The organism is Stenotrophomonas sp. Ste96 (assembly GCF_024519495.1).
In the GTDB taxonomy this organism is placed as follows: Bacteria; Pseudomonadota; Gammaproteobacteria; order Xanthomonadales; family Xanthomonadaceae; genus Stenotrophomonas; species Stenotrophomonas bentonitica_A.
Map to the genome: position 1 here is coordinate 104,782 of NZ_JALJRX010000007.1, position 12,099 is coordinate 116,880.

Annotated in this window: 13 protein-coding genes, 2 tRNA genes and 1 pseudogene; 6 read left to right on the forward strand and 10 right to left on the reverse strand. The window is 67.7% G+C overall.

What is annotated here, in order from left to right; all coding sequences use genetic code 11:
• Positions 1–94: 94 nt before the first annotated feature.
• From nudC to OC373_RS16210, 4 genes and pseudogenes are all read right to left on the reverse strand, one after another.
• Entirely contained in the window at positions 95–1,000 is a 906-nt protein-coding gene (gene nudC, locus OC373_RS16195; protein ID WP_070426105.1) for an NAD(+) diphosphatase, read from the reverse strand.
• Positions 1,001–1,069: 69 nt separating this feature from the next.
• The gene (gene erpA, locus OC373_RS16200; RefSeq protein ID WP_019185327.1) at positions 1,070–1,459 is read right to left on the reverse strand and encodes an iron-sulfur cluster insertion protein ErpA; all 390 of its coding nucleotides are present in this window, start codon (positions 1,457–1,459) and stop codon (positions 1,070–1,072) included.
• 150 nt (positions 1,460–1,609) lie between these two features.
• Positions 1,610–1,975 (reverse strand): annotated as a pseudogene (locus tag OC373_RS16205) (polymer-forming cytoskeletal protein); the annotation flags it as partial.
• A 4-nt stretch (positions 1,976–1,979) separates the two neighbouring features.
• Positions 1,980–2,729 (reverse strand): DUF6776 family protein, encoded by a 750-nt coding sequence (locus OC373_RS16210; RefSeq protein WP_019185325.1) that lies wholly within the window; start codon positions 2,727–2,729, stop codon positions 1,980–1,982.
• Positions 2,730–2,910: 181 nt separating this feature from the next.
• Between OC373_RS16210 and OC373_RS16215 the strand changes: the two genes are divergently transcribed.
• The 3 genes from OC373_RS16215 to OC373_RS16225 are packed head-to-tail and all read left to right on the forward strand — an operon-like array spanning position 2,911 to position 7,772.
• A complete protein-coding gene (locus OC373_RS16215) occupies positions 2,911–3,537 on the forward strand; it encodes a DUF4126 domain-containing protein (RefSeq protein WP_019185324.1) in 627 nt (208 codons plus the stop codon).
• Positions 3,538–3,594: 57 nt separating this feature from the next.
• Positions 3,595–5,454 carry an EAL domain-containing response regulator gene (locus OC373_RS16220; RefSeq protein WP_261998088.1) on the forward strand — a complete coding sequence of 620 codons (1,860 nt, stop codon included), beginning with the start codon at positions 3,595–3,597 and terminating at the stop codon, positions 5,452–5,454.
• 2 nt (positions 5,455–5,456) lie between these two features.
• Positions 5,457–7,772 (forward strand): ATP-binding protein, encoded by a 2,316-nt coding sequence (locus tag OC373_RS16225; protein WP_261998089.1) that lies wholly within the window; start codon positions 5,457–5,459, stop codon positions 7,770–7,772.
• Between the two features lies 1 nt (position 7,773).
• On the opposite strand, the gene bfr is transcribed toward OC373_RS16225, so the two are convergent.
• From bfr to OC373_RS16240, 3 genes are all read right to left on the reverse strand, one after another.
• Positions 7,774–8,244, reverse strand: coding sequence for a bacterioferritin (bfr, locus tag OC373_RS16230; RefSeq protein ID WP_070426108.1), 471 nt, complete (start codon positions 8,242–8,244; stop codon positions 7,774–7,776).
• A gap of 146 nt (positions 8,245–8,390) precedes the next feature.
• Positions 8,391–8,597 (reverse strand): (2Fe-2S)-binding protein, encoded by a 207-nt coding sequence (locus OC373_RS16235; RefSeq protein ID WP_019185320.1) that lies wholly within the window; start codon positions 8,595–8,597, stop codon positions 8,391–8,393.
• 116 nt (positions 8,598–8,713) lie between these two features.
• The gene (locus OC373_RS16240; RefSeq protein WP_019185319.1) at positions 8,714–9,343 is read right to left on the reverse strand and encodes an RNA pyrophosphohydrolase; all 630 of its coding nucleotides are present in this window, start codon (positions 9,341–9,343) and stop codon (positions 8,714–8,716) included.
• A gap of 121 nt (positions 9,344–9,464) precedes the next feature.
• Between OC373_RS16240 and OC373_RS16245 the strand changes: the two genes are divergently transcribed.
• Positions 9,465–9,541, forward strand: a tRNA-Met gene (locus OC373_RS16245).
• Between the two features lie 49 nt (positions 9,542–9,590).
• A tRNA-Gln gene (locus OC373_RS16250) sits at positions 9,591–9,665 on the forward strand.
• Between the two features lie 256 nt (positions 9,666–9,921).
• On the opposite strand, the gene rpsI is transcribed toward OC373_RS16250, so the two are convergent.
• Together rpsI and rplM are read right to left on the reverse strand one after the other, a co-directional pair.
• Positions 9,922–10,314 (reverse strand): 30S ribosomal protein S9, encoded by a 393-nt coding sequence (gene rpsI, locus OC373_RS16255; RefSeq protein WP_019185318.1) that lies wholly within the window; start codon positions 10,312–10,314, stop codon positions 9,922–9,924.
• Between the two features lie 2 nt (positions 10,315–10,316).
• Complete coding sequence (gene rplM, locus OC373_RS16260; protein WP_017354548.1) at positions 10,317–10,745, reverse strand: 50S ribosomal protein L13; 429 nt, start codon at positions 10,743–10,745, stop codon at positions 10,317–10,319.
• Positions 10,746–10,926: 181 nt separating this feature from the next.
• Between rplM and coq7 the strand changes: the two genes are divergently transcribed.
• The gene (coq7, locus tag OC373_RS16265; protein ID WP_019185317.1) at positions 10,927–11,571 is read left to right on the forward strand and encodes a 2-polyprenyl-3-methyl-6-methoxy-1,4-benzoquinone monooxygenase; all 645 of its coding nucleotides are present in this window, start codon (positions 10,927–10,929) and stop codon (positions 11,569–11,571) included.
• A 102-nt stretch (positions 11,572–11,673) separates the two neighbouring features.
• Here the strand turns inward: coq7 and sugE are convergent, their stop codons facing one another.
• On the reverse strand, positions 11,674–11,991 hold the full coding sequence (gene sugE, locus OC373_RS16270) for a quaternary ammonium compound efflux SMR transporter SugE (protein ID WP_046273055.1): 318 nt from the start codon (positions 11,989–11,991) through the stop codon (positions 11,674–11,676).
• Positions 11,992–12,099 lie beyond the last annotated feature (108 nt).

Sequence of the window (12,099 nt, forward strand, 5' to 3'; positions counted from 1 at the left end):
CGCGCCGCTACTATGCCTTGCGGCCCGGCAATTCCCCGGGCCGTAGGTAATGTAACGCGCCGCGTGTTCAGCCCGCGGCAACGGCAGGCGACGGTCAGGCGACCTGCTGGCGGTACCAGTGCTCGATCAGGCTGCGCGAGATCGAGATCGGCGGGGACAGGCGGATGCCTTCGCCGTCGTCCTCGACATCCCGGGCCAGGGCAGCGCCCACTTCCTGGGCGGTGAACCAGCGGGCATCTTCCAGCTCGCCGTTCACGGTCGGCACGTCGTCTTCGGCCGTCGCGGCGAAGCCGAGCATCAGCGCGCCGGGGAACGGCCACGGCTGGGTGCCGAGGTAGCGGCACTCGCGCACGCGCACCCGGCTTTCCTCGAACACCTCACGGACCACGGTCTGCTCCAGCGATTCACCGGGCTCGACGAAGCCGGCCAGCACCGAATAGCGACGCGGGGCCCAGTTGGCCTGGCGGCCCAGTAGCAGCCGACCCTGGTTTTCCACGGCCACGATCACGGCCGGATCCACCCGCGGGTAATGTTCGGTTGCGCACTGGCCGCAGCGGCCGACGAAGCCGCCGCGGCTGAAGGTCACCGCGCCGCCACACACCCCGCAGAAGCGGGTGCGCGACTGCCAGTAGGACATGCCACGGGCGTAGCAGAAGGCGGTGGAATCGGCGATGGACCAGGTCGCGGCGGACTGCCGCAGGTCGACCCGCTGCGGGGCCGTCACCGACAGGCCGGCGGCCTCCATCGAGAACCACGCCTGCTCGCCGCGCAGGCCGAGGAAGATCGCGGTACCCGGGCCACCGCCCAGCTCGGCGCCGGTCAGTGGCAGGGGCTGGCCGTCGTTGCCCGCCAGTGCGGTACCGTCCTGGTCGAGCACCAATACGCGCGCGTCCGGCCACAGCCGCAACAACGCATCGGCGTCATCGCGCAGGGTATCGGCGCGCTCCAACGGCTCGCTGACGAAGGCGAAACCGGAAAGCTGCGAAGAGAATTTGGACATCGCAAGAGCCTGCCCACATTCGGCGGGACTGGCAAGCGTCAACCGAGCCTCAGGCCGGTTGCGCGCGCATCACATGCTGAAACTGCTGCCGCAGCCGCAGGTGGTCTTCGCGTTCGGATTGCGGATCACGAACTGCGCGCCGGTCAGGCTCTCGGTGTAATCCACCTCGGCGCCCATCAGGTACTGCAGGCTCAGCGGATCCACCAGCAGGGTGACGCCGGCGGTATCCACCGCCAGATCGTCCTCGGCCCGGTTCTCATCGAACTCGAACCCGTACTGGAAGCCGGAACAGCCACCGCCTTCGATGTAGACGCGCAGGGCGAGGGCAGCGTTGCCCTCATCCTGGATCAGCTCCTTGACCTTGGCCGCAGCGGCCTCGGTGAAGTTCAGCGGACGGTCCAGGGACTGGTAGTTCGGCGCGGCGGCGGGTGCGCCGGGCAGGGAAACAAGCGTGCTCATGCCCCCAGCATGGGGCTGCATGAGCACGGTTTCAAGGTGTGGCGCCGGCGCGATTCAGGCCATCGCCTCGGCCAGCTTCCTGCGGGCGGCGGTGTCCTTGCCCTTGCCCTCGTCCGCATCCCCGGACGGCGGCGGCAGGGCCATCTGCGCCGAGGTGTGGATCAGGCGGCCGGTCAGCTGGGCACCGGCGTGCATTTCCACCACCTGGTAGTGGATGTTGCCGGTGACCCGGGCGCTGGGGGTCAGTTCGACCCGCTCGGTGGCGTGCACATCCCCATCCAGGCGGCCGCTGATGACCACCACCTGGGCGCGGATCTCGCCCTCGATGGCGCCGTGCTCGGCCACCGTCAGGGTGGCGTTGCTGGCGCCGTCCTGGGCAATCACCTTGCCCAGGATGGTGCCTTCCACATACAGGCCACCGCTGAATTCCACGTCCCCGCGGATCACCACCTGCGCGCCGATCAGCGCGTCCACGACCAGATGTCCGTCGCGGTTGGACTTGTTGCTGCCAAACATGGGCTTACTCCCCTTCTTTTGCCGATGCCGCCGGTGCCCCGGCCTGTTTCCAATCGAATACCTGGGTGGCGCCCCCCGCGCCCGATCCCAGCGTGACCCGCACACGTTGCGGGGTGAAGCCTTGGGGCAGCATCACGCTGCCGGTGAGCTGCTGGAAGTACCGGAAGGAATAGTCCTGGCCCGGTACCTTGGTGCGCTGGTGCAGCTCGTCCCAGCTGACCGAAGTCAGCTTGCCGTCCTTGACGCCTTCCACGGTGAAGCGCATCTGCCCCTGGCTGATCGCCCCGCGGTTCAGGTTCTGGGTCAGCACCACGGCGTACTGCCAGGTGCCGCCGGTTTCCGGCGAAAACTCCACCGAATGGGTGTTCAGGCCCTTGCGCTGGCTGGTCGCCCCGACCAGGCGCTCGTAGAAGGCCACGTCGGCGCGCAGGCCGGCGATCTCTTCATCGCGCTCACCCAGCGAGGCCTGGACCTCGGTATTGGCAGCACGGCTGATGCGGTCGGAGGCCTGCAGGGTCGCCTGGCGCTGCTGCAGTTCGATGAGCTGCTGCTGGAGGCGCTCGTTGCGGGTCTCGGCGGCCTTGAGCTGGGTGCCGACGTCGCCGCCGGGCGAGCCCAGCCAGGCGCCGAGCAGCGCGGCCAGGATCAGCGACAGCAGCCAGGCACCGCCCAGCACCAGCAGGCGCTTGCGGTCCTGCACGGGCGGCGTGCCCGGCCGACGGATCTGGATGCGGGAAGGTGTGGGCTTATTCATGGCAGTCCTGGGCGACCGCGCCTGCCGGCGCTGTCGCAACGGCCCCTGTCTGGAACGACGGGCTAGTGTAAGTCAGGGGAAAGGCCTTGTCCGCGCAGGCTCGGGATCCGGGCAGTAGCGTTCATGGACGTCATCCACGATAGTGTGCGCCTGTGCACATTCTGCCACCGGAGCGCGTGCCATGACCGAAGCCCACCTGTTCGTGATCGGCATCCTGCTGGCCTGGCTGGCCGGTATCCGCGTGTACCTGACCGTGTTCGGCGTGGGGCTGGCCGGCCTGCTCGGCTGGGTCGACCTGCCGCCCGCGCTGCAGGCCACCGAATCGTGGTGGGTGCTGGGCACCTCGGCCGCGCTGGCCATCGCCGAGTTCTTCGCCGACAAGATCCCCGGGGTCGATTCAGTCTGGGACCTGGTCCAGACCCTGGCCCGGGTACCGGCAGGTGCGTTCCTGGCCGCGGCCACGCTCTCGCCCAGCGGTGAACTCAGCGGTACCGCCCTGGTGGCCGGGGCCGGCGTGGCGCTGGCCAGCCACGGGCTGAAGTCCGGCACCCGTGCCCTGCTCAACACCTCGCCCGAACCGGCCAGCAACTGGGTCGCCTCGGCGGCCGAAGACACCGTGGTGGTCGGCGGGCTGGCGCTCGCACTGGCGCACCCGTGGCTGGCGCTGATCCTGGTGGTGGCATGCAGCCTGATCGGCGCGTTGATCGTGTGGATGATCTGGCGGACGCTGTGGAAGGGGATGCGCTGGCTGATGCGCCAGGCCGACAGTGGGCAGACGCAGGTGAAACCGGGCACCCTGCCCCGGTAAGGCGCGCCCTGCCTCCGGGCGTTCATCGCATAATTGCGGCGCAGACTGGGAGTACGGATGGCCGTTCACGACAACGTTGTTGCACCCGCCCGCGCCGTGCGCGCTGAAACGCCGCCGGCCGAGCACTGGCAGCGCTGGCAACGCCAGGCCACGCCCGCCGCGTTGCCGCACAGCAATGTCGTCGCGCTCAATCCCGTGCCGGCCAGCCCGCCGCCGTTGCTGCCGCCAATGACCACCGATGCCAGCGACCTGGTGCCGCCAGGCATCGATTCGCCATACCGCGTCCTGATCGTCGAAGACGACCGCTCGCAGGCGCTGTTCGCACAGAGCGTACTGCACGGCGCCGGCATGCAGGCGCTGGTGCACGGCGATGCCGAAGGCGTGCAGCAGGCCATCGCCGAGCATCGCCCCGACCTGATCCTGATGGACCTGCACCTGCCCGGCCTGGACGGCATGCGCCTGACCGCGTTGATCCGCCAGCAGCCTGGCCAGCAGCTGCTGCCGATCGTGTTCCTCAGTGGCGACCCGGATCCGGAGCGCCAGTTCGAGGTACTCGACAGCGGTGCCGATGATTTCCTCAGCAAGCCGATCCGCCCGCGCCACCTGATCGCGGCCGTCTCCAACCGGATCCGCCGCGCCCGTGCGCAGGCCGCCTCGCAGGCGGGCAACGCGGGTGCGCCGGCGATGAACAATCCCGAGACCGGCCTGCCCACCCGCCATCACGTGATGCAGGAGCTGGGCACCTCGCTCGCGCACCGCGATCGCGGCGGCCTGTTCTTCATCGAGATCGCCAGTGCGCTCGGCCTGCGCGAACGCTATGGCTATGCCGCCTTCGAACGGCTGATGACCCAGGCCGGCCAACGCTTGGCCGATGCCGCGCAACCGCACCTGCTGGCGCGCTTGAACGACAACAGCTTCCTGGTCCTGGCCCGCGATGCCGACGAGGACACGCTGGATACGATGGCGCACGCGCTGCGCGAACAGTTGTCCACGCGCGCGTTCGTGATCCGCGATGACGAATCGGTGCACCTGCGCGGCGTGGTCGGCCATGCCCAGCTCTCGCCGGGCTTCTCCGATGCGGGCAGCGCGCTGGAAGCGGTCGAACGCACGACGCTGCAGGCGCGCCTGCTGACCGCCGGCGTGGCCGCCTATGTGCGTCGCGAAGATGTGGCCGCACAGGAACATCTTGCGTTGCTGGAAGGGCAACTGGAACTGGCCTATCAACCCATCGTCGCCGTCGCCGGCGGCAACACCGCGCAGTACCAGGTGCTGCTGCGGCTGCGCCAGGCCGATGGCAGTGTGCTGGCCGCCGGCCAGGTGATTCCGGCGGCCGAAGCGGCCGGGCGCATCGCCGATCTTGACCAGCAGGTGCTCGACCACGCACTGGGCCTGCTGGATCTGTATCGCCACGCCGCACAACCGCTGCACCTGTTCGTCTCGCAGTCGCTGCGCACGCTGGCCCGCGATGCGTTCGGCGATTGGCTGCTGGAGTCGCTGGCCAGCCGCCAGATCGACGGCAGCGCGCTGGTCATCGACGTGCGCCTGCCTGATGCCCTGATCCACACCGTCACCCTGCAGCAGTTCTGCACGCGCATGCATGCGGCCGGCGTGCGCTTCTGCCTGAGCCAGTTCGAGCCGGGCGATGAGGCCAACGCCTTGATGGCGCAGCTGCCGCTGGCGTATGTGCGCATGGCCGCGCGCTTCTCCCACAGCCATGCCAACCAGCAGACCCGCGACGAACTGCGCGCAGCGATCGACCGGGCGCACGGCGCCGGGCTGCGCATCATCGGCCAGCAGATCGAAGATCCGCAGGCCGCGGCCGCGATGTGGATCAGCGGCGTTGATTTCATCCAGGGCAACATGGTCCAGTCCGCCGGCAGCGAACTGAACTTCGACTTCCAGAACTCGGTGCTCTGAGCATGGGACGCCACGGACGGCCAGCCCCCTCGCCCCCCCCGGCCTCGCTGTGGATCGCCGCCGGGTCGGCCGCGGCCTGCGCGACCGCCGGCGTGATGGCGCGGATCGGCGCCAATGGCCCCTGGATCGACATCGCCGCGGGCACCGGCGTGCTGGCGCTGCTGGCTGCGCTGCAGGTGGTGCGCCGCTGGCGGGAGACGCAGGATCAGCTCCACACCCTGCAGCAGCGCAGCGAGTCGCTGCTGCTGGAGCGCGATCACCTTCAACAACGCCGGCAGCAGCAGAACCAGCTCGAACAGGAACTGCTCAGCGCCAAGCAGGCCGCCGAAGCCGCGGCGCTGGCCAAGGGTGAGTTCCTGGCCACGATGAGCCATGAGATCCGCACGCCGCTCAACGGCATCCTGCCGATGCTGGACCTGATCGCGCGCGGCCAGCTCGGCAGCGACCAGCGGCAGATGCTGCAGACCGCCGCGACCAGCTCGCAGCAGCTGCTTCGCATCGTCGATGACATCCTCGATTACTCCCGGCTCGAAGCCAGGGGCCTGAACCTGGAGATCACCACGTTCAACCTGCGCGAGCTGCTGGAAGGACTGGTGCAGCTCATGCAGCGTGCCGCCGATCCCAAGGGCCTGCAGCTGTCGCTCGAGCTGGACCCGGCGGTGCGGCTGTCGGTTCGCGGCGATCCGGTGCGGCTGCGCCAGGTGCTCAGCAACCTGCTGGTCAACGCGATCAAGTTCACCGAGCGCGGCCAGATCCGGCTGCGCGTGCAGCGCCAGGGCGAGACCAACGCACAGCACCAGCTGCGGTTCGAGATCGCCGACAGCGGCATCGGCATCGATGACGCCCTGCAGGCGCGCCTGTTCCAGTCCTTCAGCCAGGCCGATGCCTCGACCACGCGCCTGTATGGCGGCACCGGCCTGGGGCTGGCGATCTGCAAGCGCATCATCGATCTCATGCACGGCCGCATCGGCGTGCATTCCACGCCCGGGCGGGGCGCCACGTTCTGGTTCGAGATCCCGTTGCTCAAGGTGATCGGCGACCTGCCCGCCATCGGCACCGTGCGCCGCGCCCTGCTGATCACGCGCGATGCGTTGCTGGCCCAGCGCATCGAGCGCGTGGCCCAGCACCATGACCTGCGACTGCACACGGTGGAGACCGCCGCCGAAGCGATCGACGCCCTGCGCGCGCCGCAGCGCCCCGGCATCGACCCGGTGCTGGCCTGGGTCATCGCCGACACTGACGGCCTGCGTCACGGCACCCAGGCGCTGCAGAAGGCGCTGGTCGGCAACGAGCGGCATGCCGGAGCGCAGCTGTTGTGGCTGTACGGCGAGGAGGCACCCGCGCCCGAGGCCCTCGGCCCGGGACCGGCGCTGCCGCGGCAGGTTGCAGACAGCGAGCTGCATGCACTGCTGAGGCCGGTGGTCGCCAGCGCCCGGCCGGCCGCGCTGCTGGCCGAGGTGGAGTACGCCGGCTCGCCCATGGCCCTGCCGCAGTTCCCATTGCGCGTGCTGCTGGTGGAGGACAACAGCGTGAACCTGCTGGTCGCCCAACGCCTGCTGCAGGTATTGGGCTGCGAGGTGGAGACCGCCACGCAGGGCGAGCAGGCGCTGGCGGCGCTGCACGCGCGGCCATTCGATGTGGTGTTGATGGATTGCCAGATGCCGGTGCTGGATGGCTACGACACCACCCGCCGCTGGCGTGCGCACGAGGCCCCGCGCGGCACCGCACGGTTGCCGATCGTGGCGATGACCGCCAACGCGATGGCCGGCGACCGCGAACGCTGCCTGCAGGCCGGCATGGATGACTACCTGTCCAAGCCGATCAACCGCGAAACGCTGCAGGCCGTACTGGCGCGCTGGGGCAGTGCGATGGCCGATGACCCGGCAGTGCAGCCACCGTCCCTGCCTCAGCACGCGCCGGCTCCGCCCGCCGCTTCGCCAACCCGCGACGAGTCACCGGCCCCGGTGCTCGATCAGGAGGTGCTGGATGAACTGCTGGAGGTGATCGGCGCCGACACCGCGCGCATCATCGGCGTGTTCCTGGATGACACGCCACCGTTGATCCGGCAGCTGCAGGACGCCTCGGTCGCCGCGGATCTGGACCAGCTGCGCGCGTTGGCGCACAGCCTCAAATCCGCCAGTGCGAATGTGGGTGCGATGGCCTTGTCGGCCGCGGCCTGGCGGATCGAGCACGATGCCCGCGCCGGCACGCTGGAGCGCCCCGCGGTCGCGGTGGCGCTGTTGATCGCCGAGTTCGCGCGTGCACGGATCGCGCTGGGCGGCTATCACGCCCGCCTGCGCGCCCCGTTGCAGGGCTGACTCAGTCTTCGATCTTGGTCAGCAGGTAGTTCGGTTCGCCGATGCGCTCGATCAGATCCAGCTGGGTTTCCAGCCAGTCGATATGCTCTTCCTCGGACTCGAGGATCTTCACGAACAGCTGGCGGCTGACGTAGTCACCGATCGAATCGGCATAGGCCACCGCTTCGCGCAGGGTCACCACGCCATCGCGTTCCAGGGCGAGGTCGCACTGCAGGATCTCGGCCGGGTTCTCGCCGATGCGCAGCTTGCCCAGTGCCTGGAAGTTCGGCAGGCCTTCGAGGAAGAGAATGCGGTCGGACAGGATGTCCGCATGCTTCATCTCTTCGATCGATTCCTTGTACTCGTGATCGGCGAGCTCCTTCAGGCCCCAGTTCTTCAGCATCTTGGCGTGCAGGAAGTACTGGTTGATGGCGGTCAGCTCGTTGTAGAGGACCTTGTTGAGGAATTCGATGACTTTCGCGTCGCCCTTCATGAGCGTGCTCCTGCTGCGTGGAATCGCGGGCACTGTAGCGCGTCGCGCGGGAGCATGAAGGAACGCGAATCGTGCTCAGTTGCGACCCGGCAGAAGGGTGGCAAGCCCACCCTGGGCGGCCGGCGGCTCGCGGGCACGCCGCCCGGTCAGGCGGCCTGGAGGCCCAGGACCGGCAGGGGCAGATCGTGGGTGGCGCTGAACTTGGCCAGCAGGTCCGCCGCCATGTCCAGGCAGGAGCCGCAGGTGGCGCCGCAGCCGGTCCGCATCGTCAACTCGGACACGCTCGCGACACCGCTCTGGGCGGCTTCACGGATCTGATGGTCGGTAACCCCGTTGCAGATGCAGACGTACACGTGCGGACTCGGCAGGCAGGCCCGGATCGGCCTGCTGCTATTCCAATCGAAACGAGAATGGTTGTCAATTTCGAACCTGAATCATTCTCGATACGGTTCACGGCCACCGGGATCGCTCAGACCGCGCCCGGCTCGCCCTTGGTCTTGCGCGGCCAGTAGCCGCCGCCCCGCTTGGGCGTGGTGCGCTTGCGTGGCCGGTCGTGGCCGGCCGCATTGCCGGGCATCCAGGCTTCCTGGGCGGATTTCGGCATCGATTCCACCCCCGTCCCGGCCACTCCCCGGGCCAGCGGCGCCAGATGGCGCAGGGCGCGTGCGTAGACGCCCCGCTTGAACATCACCACGTGCTCCACCGGGTACCAGAAGTCGACCCAACGCCACTGGTCGAATTCGGGGCTGTCGGTATGGTCCAGGGTGACGTGGGATTCGTCCCCGGCCAGCCGCAGCAGGAACCACACCTGCTTCTGGCCGATGCAGACCTGCCGTTCATTGCGGCGGATGGCCCGTGCCGGCAGCCGATAGCGAAGCCAACCCGGCGTCGCCCCGAGCACTTCAACGTGCTCCGGCAACAGCCCGGTCTCTTCCTGCAACTCGCGATACATGGCTTCGACAGGCGTCTCGTCGGTGTTCATGCCGCCCTGCGGGAACTGCCAGCCATCCCGGCGCACGCGTCGTGCCCAGAAAACCTGCCCATCCTGCCGCATCAGCACAATACCGACGTTCGGTCGATAGCCGTCCGGATCGATCACGATGCGGACTCCTAGAAAAATCTACTGATCGGGACTGTGCCACGCCCGCTGCCCACTCACAAGCGCGGTGAAAAAGTGTTGACAGATTCCAGATACATCTCCAGAATTACCGGCTCCCTGAGGCTATGTAGCTCAGCCGGTTAGAGCACAGCACTCATAATGCTGGGGTCGGTGGTTCGAGTCCACCCATAGCCACCAAGTTCGCTTGGTTTTTCAGGGAGAAAGTGCAATAATTGCACGCACATTTTGCCCCGTCGCCAAGCGGTAAGGCACCTGACTCTGACTCAGGCATTCGGTGGTTCGAATCCATCCGGGGCAGCCAAACAAACAGAAAAGGCCGATCGAAAGATCGGCCTTTTCTGTTTGTTGGCGCGTTTGTCCGGGCGCGAAGCGCCCGGACCCCACACTTTGCGCAGCAAGGTATGGGGTCCGGCCCTCCCCTGCCACATCCCCGCGCCTGACGGCGCGCGCCCCTGGAGGGGACACCCACCCCCGAAAACGACAAAAGCCCGGCCGAAGCCGGGCTTTTGCGTACCTCCCAGGGGGATCCCGAAGGATCCCACGCCAGGCGCGATGGATCAGCGCTTGGAGAACTGGGTGGCGCGACGTGCCTTGTGCAGGCCGACCTTCTTACGCTCGACTTCACGGGCGTCACGGGTCATGAAGCCAGCCTTGCGCAGCTCGGACTTCAGGGTTTCGTCGTACTCGATCAGCGCGCGGGCGATGCCCAGACGGATCGCACCGGCCTGACCGGTGGTACCACCGCCAGCAGCGGTGACCATGATGTCGAAGGTTTCGGTGTTCTTGGTCAGTTCCAGCGGCTGACGCACGATCATGCGTGCAGTCTCACGGCCAAAGAACTCGTCCAGCGGACGGCCATTGACGGTGATGTTGCCGGCGCCCTTGCGCAGGAACACGCGGGCGGTGGAGGACTTGCGGCGGCCGGTGCCGTAGTTTTGCGTGATAGCCATGATTAGATATCCAGAACCTGGGGCTGCTGAGCGGCGTGCGGGTGCTCGGAACCCGAGTACACCTTGAGCTTGCGGTACATGGCGCGGCCCAGCGGGCCCTTCGGCAGCATGCCCTTGACGGCGGTCTCGATGACGCGCTCCGGGTGGCGCTCAAGCGCCTGGGCCAGAGTTTCGGTCTTCAGGTTGCCGATGTAGCCAGTGAAGCGGTGGTACAGCTTGTCCTGCAGCTTGTTGCCGGTGACGGCAATCTTTTCTGCATTGATGACAACCAGGTAATCACCGGTATCAACGTGGGGGGTGTAGACCGGCTTGTGCTTGCCGCGCAGACGGCGGGCCAGCTCGGTGGACAGACGGCCCAGCGTCTTGCCGGAAGCGTCGACGAGATACCAGTCGCGCTGGACGGTCTCGGACTTTGCAGTGAAAGTGCTCATGAAAGAACTCAAGTAGGTCGGGCTCATTACGGCGCAGTACGGCCGGAACTCTGCCACGCGTTGTGAAGAGGCGGGATTGTACTGGCCATCCCCACCACATGCAAGTTGACCCCGATCCCGGCTTGGCACACCGGCCCCATGGGGCGAGAATCGACGGTCCCCCGCCGCGACACCGCCTGCCATGACCGCGCTCCGCCAGATCACCCCGCTCGACCACCTGCTGACCGAAGCCCAGCGGGCCCTGGATACGGTGTTCGGCAATCCGCCGGCCAGCCGCCCCTACCCCGCCGAGGGCACCCCGGACGTGCAGATGGCCGCGCCCGAGCGCCGCCACGCCGCCGGCCTGATGCGCATCAACCACGTCGGCGAGGTCTGCGCCCAGGGCCTGTACTTCGGCCAGGCCGCGGTCGCCCGCGAGCCGGAAACCCGCGCCCACCTGCTCGATGCGGCCCAGGAAGAGACCGACCATCTGGCCTGGTGCGCCCAGCGCCTGCGCGAACTGGACAGCCGTCCCAGCCTGTTCAACCCGATCTGGTATGCCGGCAGCTACACCATCGGCACCCTGGCCGGCCTGCGCGGGGACGGCTGGAACCTGGGCTTCGTGGTCGAAACCGAGCGCCAGGTGGAAGCCCATCTGGACGAACACCTGGACACCCTGCCGCCGGCCGACCTGCGCAGCCGCGAGGTGATCAAGGTGATGAAGATCGACGAGGCCCGGCATGCCGACCACGCCGAGCATGCCGGGGCGCGCAGGCTGCCCGCCCCGATCCCATCGGTGATGGCGCTGGCCTCCAAGGTCATGAAGACCATCGCGTACCGGTTGTAACGGCGTATCGACCAACGGTCGATACCTTCCGGAACGGCGCGCGCGGCATGGGTTGCGGGCCGACTTGCCAGCGGTAGCGCCCGACCGTTGGCCGGGCGACGATCAGGCCGAGACCAGCTTCAGCCCGATCACCCCGGCCACGATCAACGCGATGCAGGCCAGCCGCGACGGCGAAGCGCTGTCGCCGAACAGGAAGATGCCCAGCATCGCCACGCCCAGTGCGCCGATCCCGGTCCAGATCGCATAGGCGGTGCCGACCGGAATGGATTTCATGGCCTGGCTCATCAGGTAGAGGCTGACCAGGGCGGCGGCGACGGTGGCCAGCGTGGGAAGGGGCTTGCTGAAGCCTTCGGAGTACTTCATTCCGATGGCGAAGCCGATCTCGAACAGACCGGCCACGAGAAGATAGATCCAGGGCATGGGGGATTCCTTGGGTTAACAAAAACAAAACGGCCCGGTGTTTTCACACCGGACCGTCGTCGGTAGCTGCCGTGGAACCCGATTTTGCGCAAACACCGGTTCCACAGG